The sequence below is a fragment of the Pseudoalteromonas rubra genome (assembly GCF_000238295.3).
GTDB lineage: Bacteria > Pseudomonadota > Gammaproteobacteria > Enterobacterales > Alteromonadaceae > Pseudoalteromonas > Pseudoalteromonas rubra.
On the sequence record NZ_AHCD03000044.1, the window covers coordinates 1,072,723 to 1,098,748 of the forward strand.

Genomic DNA, 26,026 nt, shown 5'->3' on the forward strand with positions numbered 1-26,026 from the left:
GTTTTAGATATTAGGAACGCCAGTCGGCCCCACAAGCGAAACAATGGATAGGAAACTCTCAAAGACAGGAATTTTATGCGTTTAAAAGAAGCTTTAAGTGTTTTATCTAAGTCTTCACCTTATTCAGTATCCACTCTAAGAACAGGTGAACAACCTGAAGACTACAAATATAAAGAGTACTTATACATTAAGCCTCAAATTGCAATTGACTTTGAAGCTTTGTTACTTGATAGCCCTGAAGGTAGCCTCTTGTTTTTGTGTGGTAGCTCAGGGGATGGTAAGTCAGAAATCCTAACTCGGCTTTGTAATAAACCCGAATTTCAAGATGTAGTATTTCATTTAGATGCCACTCATGGAAAAACCCAACACGGTACAGCGGTTGAAAGCCTTGATGAGCTGTTTGATGAACAGAAGCAACAACAACATAAACTCGCTGTCGGTATTAATATTGGTATGTTCCAAAAGTTTATTAAGTTTGGCTCTGATAAGCATAGCGACATTAAAGTGCTATTTTCTAAATTTTTAGAAAATAGACATGAAAAAGGGTATCAAATAGAGAATGCATATTTTTATGATTTTGAAAGTTACCCAAGATTGCATTTCGATAAAGGCGGTGTGAAATCTGAGTTTGTTTTTTCTTACTTAAAAAACTTAACAAAAGAATGTGACTCTAATCCATTTTACGAATTATATCTTTCAGAAAAAGAGAAAGAAAATCAGATAGCTTATAACTTTCAAATAATAAGTTTGTCAGAATTTCAAAGTGCGCTTGTTTACTTATTTGGCCTGATTAGGTTGCATGATGAGCAATTTCTAATCCCTAGACTTTTTGTTGATTTTATTTATCAATTAATCACAACAGAAAATGATGACGGAATAATTGGTAATATTTTCACGTGCCTAGATAACCAGCTTTCGGAAAAAATAGTTGGTCAAGACCCGCTCCAATCCAGTAGCCAAAAGCTTGATAGCTTTTTACTCGCGCTAGCAACCGGTTCGTTAAGTGAAAATACTCTTGAAAGCATTAACTATCTTCAAAAAATGGCTGGTTGTAAGCTAAGCAAAAATAATCTAATTAGGTTTGCGTGGGTTTTAAATAAAGAGTTAGGTGACCTCTATCCTGAAAGTCAGTTAAACAATTTAATTAATAATGAAGTCTTAGAAAGTTACTGCGCTCTTTATGAAATACTTATTAAAAGTGAGTTTAACGAGGAAGAGGTAGATTTATTAATCGGTATTTTAGAAGAAAATTTACTGGCTGATGTAGCTAACTATGTAAATAGAAAAGTTAATACCGATGTCAGTGGCTTTGTGATCAGTCGAGAACTAAAAGACTTTGCTATTTGTAACAAAATAGAAGCGGAAATAGACCTCGATTGGCTAGAGGAAAATAAACTAAAAGCTCCAGATATAATGCCAATACGGTTTTTAGTTAATGGCGATGAGGCTGTTACTTTAAACCTTGATATAAAAGTATTTACTCTCATAAGAAATATCCAAAACGGGTACTTGCCAAACAGAAACTTGCATAATGAGTACACAAAACTCGAAGAGTTTATATCTGAGTTAATCGCTGCTACTTCAAAGGCTAAGGAAGTGCGAATTATAGATAAAAAAGCGCAAGGTACTTTCTATGCTGAAGCAAAAAAGAGTCGTAGAGGCTACACAGTGGTAGGTGACTTCAAATGAATGAACATTTAATTCAATCAAAAAATAGGGTTAGTAGTAACTATAAAAATAACGCAGCTCGTTATCTCCCAATAGGTCCTAGTTTACCTACAGCACAAAACTTGAACTGGAATATTGTTTATAAAAGCTTATGCCGAAATATATTTTCACTTGAATGCAATATACAGACACGAAAAGAGTTTTATGAAAATATATTAAGAGACATTAAAGAGAATAGGCATACAAAAGATTTAGCTACAATTATTGAAAAAGTTTACTTTGAAAATACTGAGTCTTTTGAAATTACACCATACTCTAGGCTTATAAATAGCGAAAAAGTACATGCCAGAACTAAAACAATGGTAGATGTGTTTGATGCTATGCTGTGCGGCTTAACTACTGAAAATGTAGATTTTATAGGCAATAATTTTCTCGAAGAGATAGTAAATAATACTGCTAAGCAATTGTGTAATGAAATTGTAAAAATTAAATCAAAGGCTCCATATTTGCCGTTTTTAGCAAAAAAATGCCAAGAAGATTTTTCATTTATTAGCGCGAGGCCTGAATTACTCAATGAGTCAATGGAACATCTTATAGAGATATACGCCTTTTTATACATTACTCAGTTATCACTTCATTTATATTCTCCTAAATTACGTTTCAGTGAGCCAACCAGTCAGGAAATGTACTTTATCTTAGAAGGAGAAAAAGCAAGTAAAGAACGACACTTTACATTTTTAAAAGGTTACAAAAGGGTTTTTGAAAAAGATGTAGGAGCTAGTTATGATATTTTTCCTCATTTAGGTTACTTAGAGTTAATTGCAACCGAACCTCTTTGGGCTGTAAGTCAACAAGCCCATGAACAAGTTTTTATTGACCAAATAAACGAATTGAATTCCTCATTTTGTAATGAGTTTAATATTCACTTTGCTGGAAATCGCACCTCTTTTGAAGACGCTATAAATGATGGGTTGACCTATCATAAAGAAATTTTTAAAGAAAATAACAAAAAGTCAGAGCGTTACAGAGCTAATCAAATGGTTTGTACTGCTGCAACAACTAATTTTGCTAGTAACTTTAAAGTCAATAAAGGCAGAGCTGGTGGTTGGTACTTCCAGTTATCAACTAAGACAGTATTACTTATCACGAATCTAATTATTGGAAATAAGAAAAAGCTATTAATCGATGATGTAGTTGAAGGCTTTAATGAGCGTGGGATTTATTTCGATCTCAAATCTAAACAAGCACTTTTAGCGATTTATGAAAATATCGGAAATGTAATTAAATTAAGTGATAGTGGGGATGCAGTGTATGTCACAAGTACCATTTGAGTCGTTTCTCTTAAAGCTTTTTCTTGAAAGTATTGAACTTGGTAATACTCGTTCAACGAAATTCCATTATGTGTGTTCTGTTCCTGATAAAGCCAAAAAATTATTTAATGCGCGACTAGGTGTTTTGAATACAAAAAATAGCTCATTAATAATAGACGATGTCACAGTACCAGTTGTTGAAGCTGAATGTGGGTTAAAGTTGATTATTATGCTGCATGATAGTGCGGCAAAAGAAAAAGATACTTATAGCGAAGATTTTATTGCAAATGTAAGAGATGCGATCAATAACCTCGAAAATACAAGCTTATTCGTAATACATAATAGTGCTCTAGAGACAATACTAACAAGCTGTCAGGATATAAGTGTAAGCGATGGCGTTTTTACACCTGAGTATGTACAAAACCAGTTGGATAAATTAGCTCAAAAGCACAAACATACAAATGTCATTGAAGCTATTGCAGAGAAGCAAAAGCGTGACGTTGAAGAACAAAATTTAAGTGTATTTGGTTATGAAGCGTTATATAACTCTATAATCAATAATGAAACAAAATTCCAACAGCACGGTCTTTTTCAAGATAGTCGCTTATTAGATTTCACTGATAGAAAAGCGATTAAAAATGACATTAATAAAAATGGCAGGCTTTATACAGAGATAGAGGCAATCAAAAACGATCACCTTGATGAAAATAGCGCCAAAGAAAAATTTGAAAAGCTAGGTTTTGGTGAGAAATTTACAAAAGACAATTTTCTCAAGGGTGATAAATGGAAAGAGCTTGAGTTTAGTGCTTTAGAGACTGAAATAGAAAATAACAAAACAAGAAAACTCACTTTTGAGCAATTAGAAGTAAATGGTCAAAAGCATAAACATATCAAAGCCCATGATGCAAAATGCAAAGTCAATAGTATTTTGATTGAAGCCGAAGCAGGCCCGCTGGAAATAAAGGTTAAATACAATAAAGGCGACACTTTACTTAAAATGGATGAAGTTAAAGTGGTCGGTGATTATGCGTTAAGCAGGTTAGAACCACGTATCGGCAATCATGAAAAATATAGCATTCTGACAACTAACTTTAACTATGATGGTAGCGTTAAGTTATTCCAAATTAAGTTAAACCGCACGAGTGGCCCTGAAAAGATCCAACTTAATATTCTGTTGATCCCCAAAAATACACTCCCATTAATAAACATATGGGAAAAAATGACAATAGAGTTTAATCGTAATAAAGGGCAGGTAAACCTAGATAATGTCACTGAGCCGCTTGTATTTTATGAAGATTTAAATGAAGCCCTTGATGTATCAGCCGTTGACTCAAAAGTAGATTTACTAAAAATAGGAAAAGTAAACTTCTTACCTTTACTTGAAGCTGAAACCGCAAGCACAGCGACTCTTTTTTATGAATTTCATGAATTACCAGTACACCTGTTTGGTAAAGCCAGTTTAGGAAAAATTAAACTACCGAGTATTCTTGATGAGAGTCGAATAAACAATATCTATAGTTTAGATGGTCAAGCAAATTATAAAACAGATACTCAACGTGTTGTTTACGCAGGTAAAGAGAAAGAGCTTTCTGTAAGCGCAAAAGGCTTATGTAGGATAGAAGCTGAATTTATAGAAAGTAATTTACTTTATAAGCACCAAACTACAGATGAGCAGCTCAAGCTAGTTGAATTAAAAGATATTAACGCCAATTTAGCTGAAGCATATCAAACTCTTTATAACTGGCTTTCGACTAACAATACCATATTGTCATTAACAAGCTGGCCCGAAGAATTACAAACAATAGTTGAGAGCTTACTTGAGCACTTTGAAACAGCCTTAAGTAGTATTCCAGAAAGCTCCTTATCTACTCATCATAAAGCCCTAGTTAAAGTGGGCATGTACCATGGGAAATTTGAGCAAGAAGAAGATACGACAGATTGGTTGACGCCTTTTCACCCTATGGTGTTGAGTTATTTATTGCAACTAGTAAAGCAAAATAATGACGGCAATAAAGTGATAGGCAAGCTGCCAAAAGTAACCATTGATAAATTGACACCAGCAGGTCTTCTTCCTGTTGTTTATGATGCTAACTATGACTACGCATATAGCAAGCCAGCTTCAGCAAATAGACTCTGGTTGCAAATAGTACCTCAGAAGCAAAGTAATCAAAGTTATGTCGCTAAGTTAGTACAAGAAAAGCTTCATGATTTCATCGGTTGTTTCAACATGTTATTTGAGAGAAATCAAAGTACGCCAGTACTAATAAACTCAATACATAACCAAAAGAATGAATATGTGTTTGAAGGCATAATAGATTACTATCGCCGAAATAAGGAAAAGGCACTTCGAATTCATATCACTCTGTATGATGACAGGCTGCACAACACAGCGTTTGATACATTTACTGAGTCCACAGATATTAATTTACTTAGAAAGCTAGTACGAAAGAAAGAAAGCGAAAAAGTAGACGAAACTGATTCTTTGATAAATCTTGTAAAAAGTAAACTTATTTACAGTAAGAAGGTTAATCAAGAAGATTATGTTTATGCTCACATTTCCTTTTTCAAAAACAATGAAAAAGTTAAGCTTGTCGACAAAGCTGCAAATAGCGCCAATTCTGGTGTTGGTTGTAATGGTTTAATTGCAGGTGAAGCTTCGTATCTAGAAAATGAAAACTATTACACTGGTTTTGGTATTAAAGGGCTTGAGCAGCTAAGCGCACCAGTAAGATTTGCACTGAAATACAATAGCTTGTTTAAGCCTTTTCGCGATAATACCGCGAGTTATAATCCCTCTATTGTTCCAGCATTGGCTGTTAAAGATACATTCAGGCAGTCATTAAATTCGATTTATTCATCGAGTATATGGACATGCATTGTCGATCCAAAAGTAACGCTAGAGTTTTTTGATGATAAAGATACTATTCTGATCCATTATTCAGATAAATACACAAATTGTACTGGCTATGATGCGATTACTATCTCTACTAAAACGGATTTGTATCGCGGCTTGCTGAAAGAAACCTCAACAGAATTGGTTAATTCATTTAATGCAATTAGTGGTCAATGGTTACTAGATGTAGTTAAAGCAGTGAGCAAACCGCAAACTGTCAGTGTTCAAAACCAATTGAAAGAGAAGCAAGGTATTGTTGCTGCTTATAAATTCGTTTCAGGCCTTTTGGCTAAAAGTGACATTACGTGGGTCCCTTTATCTATTGCTGAATTAATTAGAGTAACAGGCAATTTAGGATTAAAAATATCTGAGTCTGATTTTTCAGCTCGTTTGCAGAATAAAAAGCATAAAGTGATGAGCGATGATTTATTGATTGTTGGATTCAAACAAAACCAAATGTACTTGCTCTCACTTGAAGTAAAAACACGCGAAACAGGGAATGACTTCAGTAAAGCAATAGCGCAAGCTGTAGAATTAAAATCGTTTATGAGCGAGTTACTCTCTGGTAATGATTTAAAAGCGCAAATATACCGAACTCTATTTGTTCAGCACGTGTTCGCTCAGGTGGAACGGTTTGAGTTATATAAGCTTTTTCCAGAGAGTTACTTTGAAAAACTCGTGGATAATAAAGAGAGTTACCAGCAAGGTCAGTTTGAATTATGTGATGTCGAAGATTATGTTGATGGTTTTGCTATAGCCTTCAAAAACGACTTAAAAACAGCAAGGACAAAGCCTAAAGTAGATGAAGCAACCAACATACTTACAATTGAGATTTCATTTGGCTGGATGCGTTTTCTACAAAGTAACTCAATTGAATTAATAAATGAAAAATTAACTGTTAGCCAAGAGTTGCCTGAGTTAAGCAAGTACACATTATTTGCTACCGAGCCCAAATTATTAAAGTCTGAGCCGTTGGTTATTAGCAACGATTTTAATGAAGATATTAACGCCAAAGAAATTGAAGCTCTGCAACTTGATAGTGAATACAACAATGATATAGAAATTAGCGATATAGAAAGCAGCGAAGAAACAGAAATTTCGTGGAATGCGCAGTTTGACTATCCAGAAGAGTTTGATGAATTAATTACTCTACTGTGCGAATGCTTACAGTGTAATTTAACGAAAGAAGACCTGTTTGCACTTACCGAAAGTGATTTCTTAGGTTTAGTTAACAACGATAATAATTATTTATTGCCTTTCTATAAGTTAAAGGATTTTCTCAACAATCCAATTCAAAAAAAAGCCAAAGCAAGAGTTGTATTACTTAAAGACTTACTAATTGACCAAGAATTTAATGCGCTCTCAAACTTTATTATTCGTTCATTTGGTGAAGAAATTACAGTTGAGCAAGTTACCGAGTTAAAAGACGCTCAAATGTTAGCGTTAACTGGTTTTGGTAAAGGTAAGCTTGCAAAATTTAATGAATTTAAAAAAAAGTTAGCTGAGGATACATTTGCGGTAGCGGCCAGCGTTGAAGTCACATTATTAATAGAAGATTATGATATTGACTTGGCACGCTTAGAAACAGAGTTAAGCAATAGTTTACAAAGCTATTTAGAATCAGCTAAAGAGCGTGATAAACAGATTTTCACTCGTAGATTAGGCATAAACACCCAGAGTGAAACACTTGAAGAGATAGGCAAAGACTTCGATGTAACAAGAGAGCGTATTAGACAATTAGAAGTCAAAGCCAAAAAGAGCTTTCTTTCTAAATTAACCGTATCTCAAAAAGTCATTAAAGCAGTTGTGCAGTCAAATTTGAGTGAATTGCGTGAGCCTTTATTTCCTCAATTAAGGCACAGTTTTACCAACCAAAAACAGTTTTATATGTTTTTAGAACTTTGCTGTGGCCTTGAAGAAAACGAAATTCAATACATTACAAACCCATCATTATCTAGAGACACTTTTAACGAATTTTGGATAGCTAACAAGTCGCCAGCACCGCTTGAAGACTTTATTTGGTATTTGCATGAAACTGCTGATATTGATTTGGCGGTAGCTGAAAATCAAATATTAAGATGGCAAGAAAGTGGCCACCTTGAGTTAGTAAACGAAAACGTTAAACCGCTAAAACTACCTAAAGTTGAGGCTATTGCAAATACATTGCTAGATTTTCCAAATGGTGCAGCATGGCAATTGCTTCAACAGAAAGCGGAAGAAAAAGGCATTAGTGCAAATGAAATGTTGCTTGAGCGACCTGAGCCAGGTATTGCCAATGGCTGTGATCGTGAATTAATTTATCAAAGTGGTCGTGGTACTTATAGGCACCTATGCTATTTGCATATCAGTGACCAAGATATTCAGTATATTTTGACTACCGTCAAATCAAAACTACAAGAATATAAGCATACAAATAGAGATGCAGTGAATTTATCTGTAGATATTTGTGACCAAACTCGCTTTGTCCATGACTATTTTGTTATACGCTATGTGGTTAGAACATTTGGTGAAACTGCTGGTATTTACTTCAATGGTAAATCTGGCGCTGATACGGTAAGTTTAAACAGTGAATTTAGTCTAGCTTCACAACGGTCAGTTTTAGTCAGTGTGTTTAAAGATAGTTTAAGCCCACTAAATAAGCACGATGTCGCAGCGAGAATTCGCAGTAATTCATTAGGCCATGCAGCCTTTTATATGGATATTTTATTAACTGAAGGTGTCATTGTCCGTATAGATGAAACCCATTATTCTCATGTTGATAATGCTTTCAAAGGCTATAACATCGAAGAAATTATGCAGCATGCCGCTGTATTTATTGAAAGAGAAAAAGACATCATCGAAGGAGAAAGCTTACAGACATACTTAAACCGTAAGCTAGAACTCCAATTAAACAAATACTTTTATATCTCTTTGTTAAAAGTCCATAGTGGCGACTTCGGGTTAAACCTTTATTTTGTTCAAAACTTAGTGTCAAAAGTTGAGTTACAAGAAAAGGGCTTAGCAGATTTTTGCCGTCAAGCATTGCTTGTTACCGATTCAAATGCCGGAGCAGTTGAATGGGTTAAAGCAATAATTTGCGTCTACGATCATGTTGTAAAACGTGTTTTAAGCCAAGTTGCTAATGCAACCAAACGTGAACAAACCGAAGCTGATTCGTCAGAGACTGAGCAACAAAGTAAAAAACTTGATGGCAAAATTAATGTTGAAGAAAGCCACACTTTAGAAAATTTTGACATCGAGGCACCTCAAGCACCTGAGCAAATAAGTACCCTAAGTAGCATTAAAGGTAATGTTGAGCCATTTAACATTGAGCGCACTCGCGTACTTATAGGTCGAGACTTAAATACTAATGAAGATATTTATTGGGAGTATGGTAATAAAGCACTCGCAAATAGGCACCTCATTGTTTTTGGTCGTTCAGGGCAAGGTAAAACCTATTGTATACAGGCGCTTTTAAGTGAGCTTGCGAGAGTGCATGTAAATTCATTAGTCGTAGACTACACAAATGGCTTTTTACCAGAACAATTAGAGAAAGAATTTAAGCAGTTAGTTAACCCTAAAACTGATTTAGTCGTACATGCCCCCATAGATTTAAACCCATTTAAAAAGCAAAAAAGTGTGATTGCAGGCATTGAGCTCAAAGATAAAGTACATGATGTTGCAACCCGTGTAGCCTCTGTTTTTAACTCAGTCTTCTCAAGTATTGGTGAGCAACAATTACCAACCTTAATAAGGGTGATTGAAGAGGGCATTGAGCTGTATGGTGCTGATTATAACTTTAATAAAATGCTTAAAGAGCTCGAAGAGCATGATGCGACAGGCGCAAAACTTGCAAATAAGCTTATGCCAATTGTAAAAGCGAATATTTTTGCATGTAAAGATAATGAAAACGGATGGCAGGCAATATTTGAAGACAACGAGTCGGTTTGTCGATTAATTCAAATGGCCAATCTTTCAAGAGATGTATGGCGAGCTTCTACCGAATTTATACTTTGGGATTTATATGCTCATGCGTGCTTACATGGTAATAAAACTAAACCGTTACCCGTTGTATTAGATGAAGTGCAAAACTTAGATCATCGCCTCGATAGCCCTCTGGCCAAAATGCTCACAGAAGGTCGTAAGTATGGCCTGTCACTTATTTTAGCGACACAAACACTCAGTAACCTGAAAAAAGAAGAGCAAGACCGTTTGTTTCAAGCTGCGCATAAGCTATTTTTTGCACCAGCAGAGACAGAAGCTGACAGCTATGCGAAATTGCTCGAGCAAGCAGTACCCGGTACAAGTAAAAAATATTGGGCTAATGAACTTGCAACGCTGCAAAAAGGTGAATGTATTTCAGTTGGTCTTTATGTCGATAAAGAAGGGCAAATAAAACAAGGTGCTAAAAAGGTGCAGGTAACCGCATTGGGTGAAAGATCATGACACCCAATGAGTTACGTGCGGCTGTGCTCGGTGTAAAGCGTTGGAGCCGTGCTGATCAGCGCGCGCCCAACAAGCCACTTATGATGGCTTATGCGTTAGCGAATTACATTAAAGGTCATGGCCAAATGTTCAGTTACGAAGATGAAGTAGATAAAGACTTACATCTTTTACTAAAACGCTTTGGCCCTGCTCGAAAAGTTGTTCATCCAGAATACCCGTTTTGGCGTTTAATCAACGATGGGTTTTGGCGCTTAGATAATGCCGAAGAGTGTTTGCCACGAAAAAGTAATACAGATCCACCTAAATCTGAGTTAATCAAGTATGGGGTAATGGGTGGCTTTAACAATGCGGCTTACCAGCTGCTGAAAAATGATACGCAATTAGCAATGGAGCTTTTGCAAACCATTTTAAGTGAAAGCTTTCCTGAAAGCATTATTCCAGAAATCACGTCACAACTTGGCTTAGAGTTTACCTTTCGGCAAGTACAAAAGCGTGACCCAAATTTTAGGCGTGAAGTGCTCAATGCCTACAACGGTAAATGCGCTATTTGTGGCTTTGATGCGCGGTTAAACGATGATTTTTTGCACTTGAAGCTGCACATATTAAATGGAAACAATTTAACGGCCCATGCACTGTAAATAATGGCTTAGCTCTGTGTTCTATTCATCATAAAGCGCTAGATAAAGGGGCTATCACAATTACCCCTGAAATGAGGGTTAGAGTTTCAAGTGCGGTTAATGGTGATGGAGTGGTTGAACAATTGATTTGGAATTTTGACACTAAGCAAATACAGCTACCGCGTCAAAAAGATTATTTACCGTTTAGTACTTTTTTTCAGTGGCACTTTGAAAATGTTTTTTGTAGTTAATAAATTTTGTAAAAGATCAAAAGTTTTGAATTAAATACTTATTAAAAAGTTTTAAAAGGATAGTTTGGAGGTGTTTAGTGACGATAGTCGAAGCCATAAGTAAGGCTCTTATTGATATGAATAGGGCGTCCACTTATGGAGAAATTTATCAGCATATAATTGATAATGATTATTATAATTTTGGTGCAGAAAATCCGGTTTCAGTTGTAAGAGTTAAATTAAGAGTTCACTGCTCAAACGCAAATATAAAAAGCGCGAAAATGACAAAGAAATACTTTAAAAGTGAGGGGGGGGGAGAGGTAAAGATGAGCTATTTACCTTACTCGAACAACCTATTTTACCTTCGGAAAAGGTTGTAGATACATCGAGTGAAAACTTACCTCTGAACGAAGAGAAAAACGAATCTTGGTTTGAAAAGGCATGTGTAAATGCTTTAGAGCTTTTGTCTAAATTGACCATTAATAGAGTTGAAGTTCATAAAATAGCGGCTATTGAATGTTTTTGGATGCTAATGGGTGCTTTTTTACCAATTATCTTCGATTCACTATTAAGAATAGTCTTGCTAGACAAAACTTTCATAGAAGCATTTGCTTCGAATGTAAAAGGGGGAGAAGTTTTTCTTTTAACATCAGCGCTAATAACTCCTTTCTATTTTTTATTATACCGTTATGTGAAGTCTGATCATGAGTATAAGAAAGAAAATAAACTACCTTATTTCGGTTTAATACTCCCTGTAACACTAGTATCAACAATTGCAGGTTTGTTTGCATTTTCTTATTACCGGATTGGAGTGATAATAAAAAATCAATACTCAGTTAGTCCTGCAAATGAACTATTTAACTTTGAATTTGGTTATTGGGCTTGGGCAATTTATTTAGTCTCACTATGTATCTGGTACTATGCGTCCTATATGAATCATTTAGGTACCGGTGAGTATAAGAACATTCGAAAGAATCAATATGATAAATTGTCAAAAGAATATGATGCAACGCAGGAGGCAGCTTAATGGAAAATATAGTAATAAAAGCGCTTAAAGTAACGCAGCCTATTGGTAACTTTTATTGTGGTGTCATTGATGCAAAGACATTAAGTGAAATTACTTATTCTGATGTTAGGCGTTTATCAGACGATGGCTCTAGAGAACTAGATGATTTTATTGGAATACAAAGGCCTCTGAACGAAACTAGAGTTAAGAAAATTAACAAATATGTAACAAGTGTAGATGCAACATTTCCTAACTCTATTATTATTTCTATAAATGAAAAGTCTGCTAGTTGGTGTGAAAAGACATCAGAATTCACAATAGCTTATGAAACAGATGATGATAAGAGGCATTTAGCTAAGATACTTGATGGCCAACACAGGATTGCGGGTTTTGATAGTGCAAATAGAGTTTTTTTAGATGAAGATGATGCAAAGAAAAATTTTGAGTTACTAGTCACTATATTTGTAGATGCAGACATTTCAACACAAGCTAATATATTTGCTACAGTCAATTTAGCTCAAACAAAAGTAAATAGAAGTTTGGTATATGATTTAGAGTCGCTTGCAATTTCCAGAAGTCCTGAAAAAACGGCGCATGACGTAGCGGTACTTTTAAATAGTAAAGCTGGACCATTCTATAAACGTATAAAGCGGTTAGGTGTTGCAACTCCAAATGTAGAAAATGAGCTTTTAACTCAAGCTGCTTTTGTTCAAAACTTATTAAAACTAATTACACATGATGAAAAAAGTGACAGAAACTATTATTTAGCTAAATCTAAAGGCGGAAAACTTGCAGCCGGAGCAACACTAGAGAAGGTTGGAATTGAAGATTTTAATAAATATCCTTTTAGGAAGAGTTTTATGAAGGATAAAGATTCTGTAATTGCTGCCAATATAAATCACTTTTTTACTGCTGTTGAAACACTTTGGCCTAATGCCTGGGACAAAACTAATAAGAGGTCAGCGTTAAATAAGACTATTGGATTTATAGCTTTAATGAGAATTCTCAGAAATATTTTGCAAGAGATAAGTAAAATTGAAGGAGTTGATGAAGATAGAATAATAACTAGTGATGAATACTATGAAATGCTTGATGGTGGAGCTCTTGATGAAAATGAATTTGAAACAATTGATCCAACATCTAAAACAGTAAAAGTTATTTACGATATGGTATATGAAAATCTAGCTTTAGAATTGTAATTTAATTGTACTAGTTCTTTTTGATAGAACTAGTACAATTTAAATTTATGCATATATGAGTTAAATTTTGGTCAAATCATTTAATTTGTTAATAGTTCTAATAGAGGGTGTACCATTCTCAACATGCGCTGCCCACGCCATCTGTAATTCTTTATCAGAGTATTCAGGATAGCGCTGTTTTAGCAGTAACTCTGTCACTTGCTGGGTTTTGCCCAGCCAAGTGAATTTATCGAGCTTTAAGCTGCCAGAAAGTTTGTACTCAGTTGTGTTATCAAACATAAAACCACTTTCAACCGAACGAAAAAAAGCGATACGTGCGGCTACATTGGGTGTAATTCCTGTATTGGCTTTTAGGGCTTGCAGTTGCTCTTCAACTGATTTTTTAAGCCACATGGTTTGCGGTAGCATTATACGGCCTCCTTAATTTTACTTGCCCAAAAATAACCTTCTGAAAGCGTTGAGCACTTAGTTACTTGGTCAAACTCAATCTCAAAGGCATGTGATACTTTGCTTGCTATAATATCGAAGTAGTCTTGATCTACCTCGGTATCGGTTGAAAGTAAAATCACTTGCTCGCCAGCTTCTGGGAAGTAATGTTTAATCAGTTTATTACGGTGTTTAGAGTCTAAACGGCCAAGCGGGGTATCAACTACCACTGGCAGCACTTTACCCGAAAGTTTGCCAAGCGCTTCTAGAATTGCAAAAGCAAAAATTTGCTTTTCACCCGCCGACATCGATTTACGGTTAATGGTAATGCCATCTTGATCAACCAAATTAACATCGAAGGTGGTTGGGTCTATTTTTGCGCTGAGTTTTAAATCTTCTTTACGCGCTAGTTTTCTATAAGACTTAGCAAACAATTCTTCAAGTTGCATAACACGCAATTGAGTTAACTCATTAGCAAACTCTGTAAGCGCAGCATTGGTTGCATCAACGCGAGTAACCGCTTTAGTAATTGAGCTTTCAGTTTTTTGGCTTACATAGAGTTTTTCTAGGCGTTTTGCGTTTTCAAGTGCTTGTTCAACTAACTTTTTAGCTTTTAAAAGCTGGTTTGTGTATTTAGTTTTAAGTGCTGATTTTTGCGCATCTAATTCACGCAGCGATGTATAAAGGGCGCTTAGCTCTTCTTCATCAGGGGCACGTTGAATATTTAACGACAGGTTTTCGTATTCAATGGTTGTAGCCTTAAGCTCTTCAGCAAGGTCTGCAATGGTTTGTTTAGCTGAGTTTGCACTTTCAAACTGCGCTTTAATAACAGCAAAGTCAGAATCTGATATATCGAGCTCTAACACTTCAAGCGCAGCACCTGCGTTTAATTGTGCAAAGTATCTATTTACCTCTTTGTATATATCAGATGCATTATCTGCAAACTGCTGGTGAAGTGCGGCTTCTAGGCCTTGCATATTTTGGCTAAGTTGCTCGTTAAAGGCGCGTTTTGCTTTTATTTGTTGCTCGCTTTCAAGCTCTTTAATTAAACCTTGCATGGCTGTTGGCGCTAATGCCATTGGGAATTCGCTGCTAAGCTCGTTTAGTATTGAGGTGTTTAATTTGGTTTGCTGTTTTAATAACTCATCGGCACGGGCTTTTTCTTGCGACTTGGTTCTAGCCCAAGCGCCACCTCGCGATTCAATTTTATGTTCGATCAGCTCAATTTGAGTATTGATACCCGCAAGCTCGCTTTGAATACTGGCTTCGAGTTCGCGCTCAGCATTGGCTTGTTTAAGAAGTTGTTTTTTCTCTTCTTCAAGCTCGGCAATTTTACGTACTGTACTAGCCGATGCTTTGTCTTTGGTAATTTGTTTAATGTAAATATCTAAATCATCACCAAGGCGATTGATTACATCTAGACCAAGTAGTTTTTGTACAGCTTCTTTTAAATAGGTGCCGGTGTCGTCTTCTGCCAGCTCAGCAATTTTTTCACCGTCAAAAAAGAATAAGTCGCCAATGCCCGGTGGTACAAGTTCATGTAAAAAGCTTTGAACTTGCTCTGTATTAAGGGTTTGGTCCTGTTTGCCGTTTTCACTTAGCGTGACAACTTCATCACCATTACTTGCCCACGTGCGCTCAATAACATAAGCGTTGTGTTGGCCTTGGTGTGTATGGGTAAACTCAAGCGTTACTTTGGCTTGGCTTTGGTTATCATCTTTAAGCGCTTTTTTATTTATTTGCTCACTTAAAAAGGTTGCATAGTCTTTTTTATGCACTGCATTACCAAGTGCACGGCGACCAAGCAAGGCTAAACGAATGGCCGTTAAAATAGAGGTTTTACCTGCACCGTTTAAACCGCCAAATAAAATAATGGGCTTATCGTTAAACTCATCTTTTTTTGGTGTGAGGTCTATCCGTATGGTTTGGTTAAATACACGAAAATTGTGCAGTGTTAGGCTTTTAAAAATCATGATAAGCCCTCTTTAGCAAGTAGCTTGTTTAAGTCATCAAGCTCTTGTGAGATTACTTTTACTTCTTTTGATTGGCGCATTTGGTTTTGGCGACTTTCTAAATGTTCTTCAATAATTTCTTCGGCAGATTCCCAGTCTTGCTGTACTAATCGGCCAAGTTTATTAAATATGCCTGTGCGGCGTGTTAGACCACTCATTGATGTTTCAATATCAATAAGCTTTTTAACCATGTGCGGTGAAATACCGTGCTTAGGTGCTATGGTATTTAGTAGCTGGCTTTCTTCACGGCTAAATTGCGTGGCGTCATCCATTGTCCAATCAAGGTCGTAGCCATACACTTCTTTAAAAATGGTAGGTAATGAATCATCCCAATCAGGCTCGTTAGGGTCGTTCAACCATTCGTGGCGCACAGCATGAAGTTCTGGAATAGTGATCAGTGCTTGACCACTTAAATGCTTTTCGAGCTTTTTTTGTAGTTGCAGTAAAACGTGTAACATAAAGCGGCGATATTTAAGCAGGTATGGGCCTGTAGTGTAGTCGTCGAGTAATACTTTTTCGCCATCTTCTTTTAGGGTTTTAAACGCTAAGCGGCCATTACGGCGAATATGGTTACGGTATTTCTTTTTAAGTGCGGGTGACGTACTACGCGATAAAATATTACGGTATTTAAGTAATGGCTCCATCCATGTTTCGCCGTTCGCTACGAGGCTTTCCATTGCACGGTCTTTTGTTACTACGGTACATGTCCAACAACCAAATCGTGAGTTACCACACGATGGTGTTGTTTCGTCGATGACTAACGGGCACTCACCTTGGCCAGAAGAGTCTTTGTAAAGGTTCCAAAGCAGTAAGTTTTTACCACCCCATGGGTTTTCCCATTCTAGGTCGTATTTATCTATCCACTTATTACGCGGGCCGTACGGTGTTTCTTCTTGTTTTAAGTGGCATAAACGCAGGATTTTCCAAACATCATCAACGTGCCATGTGTCGATAGGGGTATAAATAAATGCGTTTGCAAGGGTGGTGTGTACTGCGAGATCAGAGCCATCAATTTTGTGCTTTTTAATTACTTGGGCACGCGATGCACTTTCTTGCGAGCGAGAGCCTAATACAACAATGACTTCATCGTATTGGCTGACTTTTTCGGTAATAAAGGTGCTTACAGGGTCAATCTTCATGCGCTCTGTACACCAACGGAAATTACGAGTGGGTGCAGGGTAGCCTTTACCTAGTAAGTTCGACCAAAAGGTTTGGTCGGTTTTTGGTGTGACCTTGTGTGCTGTAATCGGCAAGTTATCACGCTTAGCACCATCGTTGATTGCTTTTAGCGAGTTATTTACATGGTCTACAACCACAGGTGTCTCTACGAGTGTGTCTGAAGCTACTACAAATACAGGTTTATGACGTTGCTCTTGCTCTAAACCTAATAGCGCCATATAAACGAGCGCCATCACTGCTGATGAGTCTTTACCACCACTGTAGCCAATAACCCATGGGCGGGTATCAGCAAGGTAAACCCGTTGTGTGTCTGCAATAAATTCACTTAAATAACGACCTGAAAACTTTTCGCTTTCTATAAAATCTACGTACTCTTCTTCCAAGTCGTGTTGGTGTATTAACTTCATGCGTTTAGTAACTTGTTTTCTTTCTCTAATTCTTCGAGCGTAGGCGTAATTCCGACCTCGCGTTTGATCTGCATTGCTGTTAAGAAAATATTTGATACAGCTTTAGAGAGTCTACCGTGCTGCATTGCGCGGTTTGACCATGCAGGGTTTGATTTTAGCCAATTAATTTTGCCGAGCTTAGCTAATAATTGGTTTTGCTCATTTTCTTCTAGTTCTAAGATGTAGTGACCAACATTCGCTATAGCTTGAAGCCCAATACCGTGTGCACTTAAAAATTCTTGGCGAAACTCCGGTGCTGACAAAGTTTTATTTTGGACTTGTTGCCATTCGGGCATATTGTCGTTCACTTTGTTCCAAAAAGCGACCGCTTTTGTTTTTTCTTCTTCACTAAAGCCTTCTTTTGACCCTTTTCCGAACAGTGTGCGATTTGCTTGCTTTATGCCACTTAAAGTGAAGACCTTATTACTGCGGACAGAGACTGATGAACGTTCAAACTCTGTGAAGCCAATAAAAGGTTTTGCATTCATAGCAAGGTAGCGGGCAATCTCTGAAGCTTGATCTCTGTGATCATAAAGCGTGGCTAGAGATGAACTGGGCCTTACAGCGTATTTATTAAGGTCTGCAAACATTTGTTGGCTACGTTTTAAGCCTTCATCGACAAAAAATAAAACCGCAATGTTGTCTTGGCCAAGTTCAGGGTTTTCTTTTATTGCTTCTTCAATAGCTGCACGACGGTGTTGGCCGTCATTGATTAATATTTGGGCATCCATGGGTACTACAAGCGTGCCTAAATTTGGATTTTCGTCGGAGTTTTTGAATTCCACATCGGTACCCACTGATGCAGTAAGAGCTGAAAATACGTAATCATCAGGTGAATCTAAAAGGTAGCGCGTCATTTCAGGAATGCGGCTTTTATTAAGCGTTCGTTGCGAGCGTAGTTCTGCTGGCACTTCTTCTTCGTCATACATGAAAATTTTTGGAATTATTCGAAGTGGGCAAGTAGCTATGTAAAAAGGTTTACCTGCTTGCTGACCGCGGACAGCCGGGAAGCTGTAGCAATAATTAGTATCTATGTTGCCCATTTTGCTTTACGTAATAATGAGTGGTACGTAATATTATTACGTACATTACGTTACTTGTCATCATGGATTCTAATTTTATTGATATTAAATCAATAATGGGCTGGTTTTATAGTTTACAAAACCTATTGCATCTAAACTCAACTCCCCAATACTCAAACACTTTTTGCAGAATGTCCCAGTTGGGCCATTCTGCTTTTGGTACGCCTTTGAGCATGTCTGCCAGTTTTTTATCAAAGCGTTGTTGGGCTTTGTGCTCTTTGGTGCCAGGCGTCAGAAAGTCAATTTTGTTGTACAAAGGTTGCAGCGGGTAGTCGGTGCCGTAGTTAAAGTAGTCTATGTCTTGCTCTAGTAGTTTTACTTTAATTCGCTCTGTGAGTAGCGGGAGTTTTTTGTTGTAGTCGTCGTACTTAAGTAGGGTGACTTTACCCGAGCGCATGTGGATTTTGATGAGGTCTATGTCGTCTAAATCGCCATACAGCTGGGCGGCGCAGCCAACATACACGCGCAAGATGGCGGGCAGTTGGTTTAGGTAGCTTCTTGGCAAAATATAACTATGGCTATCAATGAGTTCGCCTAATTGCAGCTCTGCATAGGCATCATGACAGGCTTGTCCTATTTGGTGTGTGTCAGATACTGAATAGAGTAGTGCTTTGGCTGAATCAATTGCCTGGTTAAAGCTCTCGAAATGGCTTTTTATGTCTCGCATTAATTGGGTTGGTAAGTGGCTTTTGGCCTGGCGTTTACCAAATAAGCTCAGTGCAAAATACACAAGGAGGTCTTGCTTGCGCTTGTCTTTGGCAAGCGTCATGTCTTGTTGGTCGTACTGAGATTGCAATAGCGCAAAGGCTTTATTGTGGCTACCTATAAGTGCGCGTAGTGCATCGCTTTGTTCAAATTCTTCGTTAGCAGGAATGCGGCCATAGTGTAGGCAGTATTGCCAAAACTCTTCAAATAGCGGCTTGTGTTTTTCAAACAGCGATTGCTTTGCTGCGGTGGGTAAACTCTTCGGAGTAGGGCGCTGGGTAATATGCTGCCAGTTAAAGCTTCGAAATTGCAGTTCCGCGTGATGCTGCTCTTCAAGCTCCGGGCATTTGAATACCGCGATGATCCCTTGGCCAAAGGGCGTTGTTTTTACGCGCAAAGTGTCTTCTATAAACTCACGGATCTGCGCTTGGCTGTAGTACTTTTGAAAGGTATTGCGTTTGGTGATCACACCATCCTTAAAAGGCTTAAACTGTTTAAGCACCGAGGAATTGGTCAGCATCACAGACACAACAAGGAGTTTGTTACAGTGCTCAAAGGCTTGGCGCAGGGTATCTACCCGCTCAGGGTAGTCTTCAATCACATTTAAAACAAAGCCCAAGTTTACAATATCGCTTCGTACTTTGTTGCCATTTGGCCGGTGAACCGGGTCCCAGGCGTTAATGTTTAGGCCGTGCGCTTCAAGCTCTGTTGTATCATCACCAAGACCACAGCCATAATCTAAGATGCTGTGATCGCCAGCTAAATAGCCAAATTTCGCTAGTTTTTGGAAAGGAGCCGATAATCGATCTCGGTTAATCGCGGTTAGGTGGCGCTGAATGCTATTTTTTGGGGTCTTAGACGCTTGCTGCGCACATTCTTTTGGCTCTTGAACTGCTTGAAGTCTTCCTTGTTCGTCCAGCTTATAGCCTTTTCGCTTTATCAGTTTTTCACACTGTTGCTTAAAGCCAATGGTTTTGGTGTTTTCATACAGGCCAATGGCTTCGCCTTCCGCCGTGATGGCTTTGAATGTATCGATGCCTGGGTGTGACGGAAGCACAAAGGTTTCTTTACGGTGCAAAATAGGTGGGTTTGCAGACTTGGTATAGTCGGTACATTTTACGGATTGTGCGATTACATCTACCGTTGTGCTGGCATATAGTGCTGGATAAGCGTAGCTATCAAAGTCTGGATAATGTAGCAAGGTAAACTTTAAGTCTCGTTTAAAGAGCTTGAGCACATTCCAGGGCTGATCCAACTGAAGGAATTCAATCGCCTCAAAAACTAAGTCTTTTAACGGTGCGGGTAGGGCAGTCTCTAACGCACTCTTATGGAGGTAAATAGCACTGGGTAATACCTTGCCAGTTTTAAGCGCTTTGATTTGCGCCTTATATTCAGGAAAGCTGAGAGAGGTCGACATGTTCAAAATAGTAATAGTAAGCCCTGCCACGCTTCTCGAATTTAAGTTCACCACGTTCGCGGCGATGCATCAGTTCGCAGCCACTGATCTTTAAATGCTTTTGTGTTTGTTTGCTGGTGAGCCAGTGGCCTTTGTGTGTCATGGGTTGCTCCTATGTGTTTTAGCATCATAGCAAAGCCAGCTAAAAATCATAGCGCGGTTGAAGTTCTCTTGTAGAGTTTGGTAACTCTTTATTCACAATAATGAAGCAAAAAATCAATCAGTACATTTTATCATCAGGTTGGGTAGCAAATTACCCGTTAATGAAACTCTAAAAATAAGTGAAAGGACTAAGAAATGAAAAAACTGATTATTGCTGTTGCGCTTAGCACGTGTGCGTTTTCTTCTGCGGCCAGAGAAGTGGTGCTACATAACGTGGGTGTTTATGCCAACAGCTCAGTAAAGTTGGATGTATGGGCGACTGCCTACAATGCATATGGTTATTGCCATATCAATGGGTTTGATGATGCGGTTCGTTTTACCACTAAGTGTGGTGAAGACGAGTCTACTTTTGCTCGCTATGCCGGTGGCACTAAGTGGGTTCAAAAAGACAGCGGTTCAAAAAATCGTTGTTATGAGTTAATTGAAACAGTTACTTGTACAGATAATTAATAACAGCATGTTGGCGGCATTGCCCGCTGGCTGAATTTAAGTAACTATTTTAATTGAGCTTTTGGCTGCGTAAGCGGCCTTTTTTATGCTTTTTTATTTCCCTACTTTCCTTGCCGCGGGAGATACTCCTTTGACTCCCTTCGAATAGGTGCGCCTGGTATCGCAATGCACTTTGAATACACACAGCCTGGCCAACATGAATAGTGTGCACTATACGACCAAAATCTAATGCCGTCAGGCTTTTGCTTGTACCTTTTATGTGGTTACATTGTAATCGTCTGTAATTGCTTTTGCTGTAGATGCTGTGCGACTGTAGTACCTGCCAATAGCGTGGTACCCAAGTGAATGTAATGGTGATAAGCAGATTACAGGTCTGGTTTTGCGAACACGGATTACTACGCACTCATTATTTGGCTAAATGATAGCGATGTCTTTGTGGTTGTGAGTTACACAAAGCTGAGCGTATATGCTCGCCGCTTATGCGATCTACGCCATAGGTTTTTTAACAAATCGGGTGTTTGTTGATTCCGGTCTCATGTGAACCATCTGGAAATTCAGATGGCCTTTATAGCAATGCCAGGCTCCCTGTGTGGCATTGCTTTTTTTATGTCGTACTTTGTCGTGGTTATACAAGGCTAGCCATCTTTAACGCTGCATAAGTGCATACTTAATGAGCGAACAACCGGTTTTTTTGTATAACAGCTGTTATTTAATGGTTAATGCCTTTACCTTCGCGCTGCTGGGCGGTATAACACACTAAACTCATGCAAAAACAATTTTCTATGTCTATTCAGTTGATTAAAAAAGCTGTAAAAGCCTTTTCGGCAAATAGTGAGCTCCAGCCAGATATTCTTTACATTGAAGGATATTTAATGGGGCTGGGTGTTGCGTTGCAGCCCCCTTTGCCAAGCGAATGGCTTGAGCACTTATTTGGTCACTACACACTTGAACATGCTAAGCAATTAGAAGCGGTGATGGATTTCTATACCTTGTGCTTTCGCAGAATGGTTCGAGATGAAAATACCTTACCTAAGCAATGCGTAGTTTCTAAAACGGATCCGCAAGACAGCCTGAGCGCTGGCAAACCCTTACCGCTTTATTGCATGGGGATGTTGCGTGCGCTCACCTGGATAAATACAGAGCATATCAATGCAGAGCAGCGTCAGCAGTTACAGTGGCTGAAAGAAATTCTGCGTGGCTTTACCAGTTATGAGCAGGCCAAAAAAGAGTTTGAAGACGACTGCGGGGACTTTACTAAAGTGCTGTTAAAACAGCGCCGTATGATCCCAACGTATGTCGCCAATACGGCTTATGCCATGCGTTTTGCAGACGATATGGTTGAAGTGCTGGGCGAGTATGGCATTACCGATGAAGAAATGCTTGAGCAGGCCCATGAAGTGTTTAACGACATGCTGGAAGAAGTTTTAGATCGCGACGATGAGGCTGCGATTGCGGAGTTCGACAGTCTGGTTAAACGGTTTGAAGAGAACATGATCACCCCTGATTTTAGAACTGAAAACATGGGGGTTTTCTGGAAAATGCATGAGACACGGCCTTATATGATGCTGCGTGCTAAGCGGGCACATTTAAACCTGTGTTATGGCAACGCTGATAAAGCTGCTGAAGAGTTGCAGGATCTGCTCAAACTAAACCCCAATGATAACCAGGGCAACCGGTATTTATTGCTGAATTGCTTTATTGTTATGCAGGACTGGGCACAGCTAAGAGACTGTTTGGGCCAGTTTAGCGAGTACTCAACATTTACTCAGGCGGCACACGCCCTGATGTTGTATGCCACAGAGGGAGATACATCCCACAGCCGCGAAGCCAAAAAAGCCCTTAAGGATCGCAACAGTCATTTTCAGATGATAGCGACCGGGCAGAAAAAGGCAAAACCTTGTCTTGATACTTACACGCCGGGTAGTGAAGAAGAGGTCGATTATTACCTTGAGGCGGGCGGTAAAAAAGCCTGGCTGAGTGTAGAGGGAAGCTTATTCTGGCTGCGACAGAAGTAATCGTCTGATGCTCACTCCATTTATGACTGCACTGGTCAATGTGTTTAAGCCAAAGCGTTGGGCAGAGCAGCCTTTTGAGCAAGTGGTGCGCACAGAGTTATTTAGCGCTCCCTGTATAAAAAAAGGGCCTTTAGAAAAAGGCGATCCCATGCTCACACTGCATGAAGCGGGTACCTTGACCATTGGGCATGTGCAAACAGCGCCGAATCCAGGCTTGAGTAATGCCCGTAACTACGAATGGCGTGCAGATCCCAATAATCAACCCTAGTTATTTTTGGTTTGCTTGCAGGAAGGTTTTGAGTGCGAACGCTGGCTGCCCAATCACTCATGACTTCAGCGACCCGGTTTATTTGTCAGCCTTTCCTAATTGATAACATTTCACATCACCCTCTGATAAACATCTGTGCCTGAACAATCACGGTATACTCAGCTGCTGAGTTGTCTGTAAACAGTGCCCGTGTCTAGGCACGGGATGACCGTGTGTCAGGGTAGGGGATGACCGTGGGCAGTGTTATTTGTGGCGTTAATTTGGCGGCGTTAATTTGGTGGCAGAACGGGCTTTAACCGCCGTACCCGATAACCAGAATAGTTGGGTTGAAAGGGAGGTGTGTAAATTTATGCTAGACTCAAATTTGGATTGAGTTATTGAAAAGGTTCGATTGTTGTATGCTGGAGCGCTGTAAGTCTCTGACTGGTATAGCCGTCATTTTATATCTGTTGCTGGTTAGTCATACTGCATTTTCCAAAGAGTTAGTGGTGGGGTTTGGCCTGAGTCGTCCACCCTATGTGGATGAACGCAGTGGCTCTGGTATCAGTGTTGAGCTATTTAAACAGGCAGCGGCGCCTTTAGGCTGGCAATACAAAACCTCGTTTGTATCTATTAAACGGATGCAGCGTTTACTCGAACGGGGTGACATAGATGTCGCGGTCGAAATGTCTCGTGCTCAACCTGGCTTGTATTATTCCGTGCCATTTATCTCTTATAGTAACTATGCCATTCACAGCCGCGATCCAGGATTCACTCTGACCTCAATGCAGGAACTCGCCAGGCACAGCATCTGTGCGTGGCAAAATGCGTCAGAACACCTTGAGCTCACTAAAATTGTGGCAGGTAAAGAAGACTATCTGGAATTTTCAAAGCAACGGGAGCAAGTGATTGAATGGTTGAATGGCAAATGTGACGTGATCCTCATTGATGATACTTTGCTGCGCTGGCATTTGTCTGAACTTAACCAGTCATCTTCGGTGCACATTAACAATCAGTGGGGTAAAGTATTGTTACCTTTTGAGAATAACCCGCTCTGGTTTTATGTTGCGTTTACAGACAAACAACTCAGAGACGAATTCAATAGCAGCCTGAAACAACTGGTTCAGACTGGCCGCTATCAGAAAATCAGAGACCACTGGGCGACCACAAACAAAAACCAATAACGCGGATTTGGCAGTTATGACTGCTATGATATCAACCATCAATTTTGATACTTCAGTCGCCAAGGAGGCGAACAATGAGAGACTGGACATCGAACCTGATACTTTCAGCGCTTGTTTTACTGGCTCTTTATCTTAATCGGGAAACGATTGCTGACCGATTGGGGCTTGAAAGGTACGTTGTACCGGATGTCACCGAGCAGGAGCAACGCAATACGGCCAGGTTACAAAGCGCAGGCCCTGAATCAGAGCAGGCCGTTAACCTTGAGATGGAACACAGCACATGTGGTGCGCCAACCCAGTATCGTTGTAACAGCGCTTCGCTGGGTAGAGTGAAGATACAAAGTGCAGATGGCATTTATACCTGGCAGGATGACAGAGGTATTACGCACTTTAGTGACAGGCCCGCGCAACAGGGAGCAAGTGAATACCAGTTTAAATCGAACCATGCACTGGATTATTTTGATCTGGAACTGGATTATGGTGTCCTGGGGCAGGCGTTTCGAAACCGCCTGGAAGCCAGATTGAATGCCGTCTTTCGCACTTACACTGGGATCATTGGCCTGGAGGCAATGCGTAAGGTGAAGCTGCGTATTGTGATTGCCAATAATCGCCGCGCTTATAAAAAAATGCTGGATGTTCTGGGCTCCAGTGCGGCAGGTAATCAGGGCATTTACAAAACCGCCCATAACATTGCCGTGGTCGAATTTCGTAGTGAAGCACAAGCTATGCGCACAGCCATTCATGAAGCGGTTCATGCTATTAATCAGGCTGTGCTTGGCAACACACCGCGCTGGTTTAACGAAGGCACCGCTGAATATTTTGAATATATCGAAACGTCTATGAATCTTAGCCAGTTAAAGCCTAACGGAGCCTGGGTTCGTAATGATTATTTGGTGGGAGGCCTGCTCCATCCGAATAGCCTGTTTGAAGCTGCTGGTTCATGGCAAGGCAAAGCGCAGAGCATGATGTACAGAAGTAGCTGGGCGTTTGTTTATTATCTGATGAGTTCACAGCGCGGTCGCTCACAGCTCAAACATTATATGCGTCTTGAGCAGGAAGACCCTTGCGATCTGCTTAGTTTTACTCAGATCCAGTTTATCTTTGAAACCCGCGAAGGCCAGTTTGCTAACAGTTATGCTGAGGTAACGCAGCAAAAGTTAACCGTACACCGCTTTTAGTGCCATAGCTTGAAAGAGTGTGGTGAGGGAGTCTTGTGCTAATGACTGTTGATGGTTTCAAAAACACTTCATCACGTATCGTGAAGCGTCATGTTGAGAGTCAGGAATAGGTTAGAGGGATACTCTGTGGTCCATG

16 protein-coding genes and 1 pseudogene are annotated in these 26,026 nt (G+C 39.2%); 11 read left to right on the plus strand and 6 right to left on the minus strand.

Features of this window, described 5'->3' with window-relative positions; genetic code table 11:
• Window positions 1–75 precede the first annotated feature (75 nt).
• The 6 genes and pseudogenes from dptF (at window position 76) to PRUB_RS25185 (ending at window position 13,348) form a co-directional block, all read left to right on the plus strand.
• On the plus strand, window positions 76–1,689 hold the full coding sequence (dptF, locus tag PRUB_RS25160) for a DNA phosphorothioation-dependent restriction protein DptF (RefSeq protein WP_010380872.1): 1,614 nt from the start codon (window positions 76–78) through the stop codon (window positions 1,687–1,689).
• Entirely contained in the window at window positions 1,686–2,999 is a 1,314-nt protein-coding gene (dptG, locus tag PRUB_RS25165; RefSeq protein ID WP_010380874.1) for a DNA phosphorothioation-dependent restriction protein DptG, read from the plus strand. The genes dptF and dptG overlap by 4 nt, the downstream gene beginning before the upstream one ends.
• Complete coding sequence (dptH, locus tag PRUB_RS25170) at window positions 2,980–10,296, plus strand: DNA phosphorothioation-dependent restriction protein DptH (RefSeq protein ID WP_010380876.1); 7,317 nt, start codon at window positions 2,980–2,982, stop codon at window positions 10,294–10,296. The genes dptG and dptH overlap by 20 nt, the downstream gene beginning before the upstream one ends.
• A pseudogene (locus PRUB_RS25175) lies at window positions 10,293–11,164 on the plus strand (phosphorothioated DNA-binding restriction endonuclease). Before dptH ends, PRUB_RS25175 begins: the two are co-directional and overlap by 4 nt.
• 511 nt (window positions 11,165–11,675) lie before the next feature.
• Window positions 11,676–12,170, plus strand: a complete 495-nt coding sequence (locus tag PRUB_RS25180; RefSeq protein ID WP_155946411.1) for a hypothetical protein — start codon at window positions 11,676–11,678, stop codon at window positions 12,168–12,170.
• Window positions 12,170–13,348: a DGQHR domain-containing protein gene (locus tag PRUB_RS25185; protein WP_010380887.1), complete on the plus strand. Its 1,179-nt coding sequence runs from the start codon at window positions 12,170–12,172 to the stop codon at window positions 13,346–13,348. Before PRUB_RS25180 ends, PRUB_RS25185 begins: the two co-directional genes overlap by 1 nt.
• Window positions 13,349–13,408: 60 nt before the next feature.
• Here the strand turns inward: PRUB_RS25185 and dndE are convergent, their stop codons facing one another.
• From dndE to PRUB_RS25215, 6 genes are all read right to left on the minus strand, one after another.
• A complete protein-coding gene (dndE, locus tag PRUB_RS25190; protein ID WP_010380889.1) occupies window positions 13,409–13,756 on the minus strand; it encodes a DNA sulfur modification protein DndE in 348 nt (115 codons plus the stop codon).
• On the minus strand, window positions 13,756–15,747 hold the full coding sequence (gene dndD / locus PRUB_RS25195) for a DNA sulfur modification protein DndD (protein ID WP_010380891.1): 1,992 nt from the start codon (window positions 15,745–15,747) through the stop codon (window positions 13,756–13,758). The genes dndE and dndD overlap by 1 nt, the downstream gene beginning before the upstream one ends.
• Complete coding sequence (locus PRUB_RS25200; protein ID WP_010380893.1) at window positions 15,744–17,372, minus strand: DNA phosphorothioation system sulfurtransferase DndC; 1,629 nt, start codon at window positions 17,370–17,372, stop codon at window positions 15,744–15,746. Before PRUB_RS25200 ends, dndD begins: the two co-directional genes overlap by 4 nt.
• Window positions 17,369–18,454: a DNA sulfur modification protein DndB gene (gene dndB / locus PRUB_RS25205; protein ID WP_040645631.1), complete on the minus strand. Its 1,086-nt coding sequence runs from the start codon at window positions 18,452–18,454 to the stop codon at window positions 17,369–17,371. The genes PRUB_RS25200 and dndB overlap by 4 nt, the downstream gene beginning before the upstream one ends.
• Before the next feature lie 106 nt (window positions 18,455–18,560).
• Window positions 18,561–20,615 carry a DNA phosphorothioation-associated putative methyltransferase gene (locus PRUB_RS25210; RefSeq protein WP_010380897.1) on the minus strand — a complete coding sequence of 685 codons (2,055 nt, stop codon included), beginning with the start codon at window positions 20,613–20,615 and terminating at the stop codon, window positions 18,561–18,563.
• Window positions 20,590–20,757: a hypothetical protein gene (locus PRUB_RS25215; protein WP_010380898.1), complete on the minus strand. Its 168-nt coding sequence runs from the start codon at window positions 20,755–20,757 to the stop codon at window positions 20,590–20,592. The genes PRUB_RS25210 and PRUB_RS25215 overlap by 26 nt, the downstream gene beginning before the upstream one ends.
• Window positions 20,758–20,951: 194 nt before the next feature.
• Here PRUB_RS25215 and PRUB_RS25220 point away from each other — a divergent pair, with 194 nt between their 5' ends.
• The 5 genes from PRUB_RS25220 to PRUB_RS25240 all read left to right on the plus strand — a co-directional run bounded on the left by PRUB_RS25220 (window position 20,952) and on the right by PRUB_RS25240 (window position 25,890).
• Window positions 20,952–21,266, plus strand: coding sequence for a hypothetical protein (locus PRUB_RS25220; RefSeq protein WP_010380901.1), 315 nt, complete (start codon window positions 20,952–20,954; stop codon window positions 21,264–21,266).
• 782 nt (window positions 21,267–22,048) lie between these two features.
• On the plus strand, window positions 22,049–23,281 hold the full coding sequence (locus tag PRUB_RS25225) for a UPF0149 family protein (protein WP_010380903.1): 1,233 nt from the start codon (window positions 22,049–22,051) through the stop codon (window positions 23,279–23,281).
• A 7-nt stretch (window positions 23,282–23,288) separates the two neighbouring features.
• The gene (locus PRUB_RS25230; RefSeq protein ID WP_010380905.1) at window positions 23,289–23,549 is read left to right on the plus strand and encodes a hypothetical protein; all 261 of its coding nucleotides are present in this window, start codon (window positions 23,289–23,291) and stop codon (window positions 23,547–23,549) included.
• A 398-nt stretch (window positions 23,550–23,947) separates the two neighbouring features.
• The gene (locus PRUB_RS25235) at window positions 23,948–24,712 is read left to right on the plus strand and encodes a substrate-binding periplasmic protein (RefSeq protein WP_010380906.1); all 765 of its coding nucleotides are present in this window, start codon (window positions 23,948–23,950) and stop codon (window positions 24,710–24,712) included.
• 74 nt (window positions 24,713–24,786) lie between these two features.
• The gene (locus tag PRUB_RS25240; protein ID WP_010380909.1) at window positions 24,787–25,890 is read left to right on the plus strand and encodes a DUF4124 domain-containing protein; all 1,104 of its coding nucleotides are present in this window, start codon (window positions 24,787–24,789) and stop codon (window positions 25,888–25,890) included.
• Window positions 25,891–26,026: the final 136 nt, after the last annotated feature.

What these genes read in the sequence shown, in the direction of transcription:
- dptF (WP_010380872.1), top strand. Translation starts at nt 76, where the DNA reads ATGCGTTTAAAAGAAGCTTTAAGTGTTTTATCTAAGTCTTCACCTTAT.
- dptG (WP_010380874.1), top strand. Translation starts at nt 1,686, where the DNA reads ATGAATGAACATTTAATTCAATCAAAAAATAGGGTTAGTAGTAACTAT.
- dptH (WP_010380876.1), top strand. Translation starts at nt 2,980, where the DNA reads ATGTCACAAGTACCATTTGAGTCGTTTCTCTTAAAGCTTTTTCTTGAA.
- PRUB_RS25180 (WP_155946411.1), top strand. Translation starts at nt 11,676, where the DNA reads ATGGGTGCTTTTTTACCAATTATCTTCGATTCACTATTAAGAATAGTC.
- PRUB_RS25185 (WP_010380887.1), top strand. Translation starts at nt 12,170, where the DNA reads ATGGAAAATATAGTAATAAAAGCGCTTAAAGTAACGCAGCCTATTGGT.
- dndE (WP_010380889.1), bottom strand. Translation starts at nt 13,756, where the DNA reads ATGCTACCGCAAACCATGTGGCTTAAAAAATCAGTTGAAGAGCAACTG.
- dndD (WP_010380891.1), bottom strand. Translation starts at nt 15,747, where the DNA reads ATGATTTTTAAAAGCCTAACACTGCACAATTTTCGTGTATTTAACCAA.
- PRUB_RS25200 (WP_010380893.1), bottom strand. Translation starts at nt 17,372, where the DNA reads ATGAAGTTAATACACCAACACGACTTGGAAGAAGAGTACGTAGATTTT.
- dndB (WP_040645631.1), bottom strand. Translation starts at nt 18,454, where the DNA reads ATGGGCAACATAGATACTAATTATTGCTACAGCTTCCCGGCTGTCCGC.
- PRUB_RS25210 (WP_010380897.1), bottom strand. Translation starts at nt 20,615, where the DNA reads ATGTCGACCTCTCTCAGCTTTCCTGAATATAAGGCGCAAATCAAAGCG.
- PRUB_RS25215 (WP_010380898.1), bottom strand. Translation starts at nt 20,757, where the DNA reads ATGACACACAAAGGCCACTGGCTCACCAGCAAACAAACACAAAAGCAT.
- PRUB_RS25220 (WP_010380901.1), top strand. Translation starts at nt 20,952, where the DNA reads ATGAAAAAACTGATTATTGCTGTTGCGCTTAGCACGTGTGCGTTTTCT.
- PRUB_RS25225 (WP_010380903.1), top strand. Translation starts at nt 22,049, where the DNA reads ATGTCTATTCAGTTGATTAAAAAAGCTGTAAAAGCCTTTTCGGCAAAT.
- PRUB_RS25230 (WP_010380905.1), top strand. Translation starts at nt 23,289, where the DNA reads ATGCTCACTCCATTTATGACTGCACTGGTCAATGTGTTTAAGCCAAAG.
- PRUB_RS25235 (WP_010380906.1), top strand. Translation starts at nt 23,948, where the DNA reads ATGCTGGAGCGCTGTAAGTCTCTGACTGGTATAGCCGTCATTTTATAT.
- PRUB_RS25240 (WP_010380909.1), top strand. Translation starts at nt 24,787, where the DNA reads ATGAGAGACTGGACATCGAACCTGATACTTTCAGCGCTTGTTTTACTG.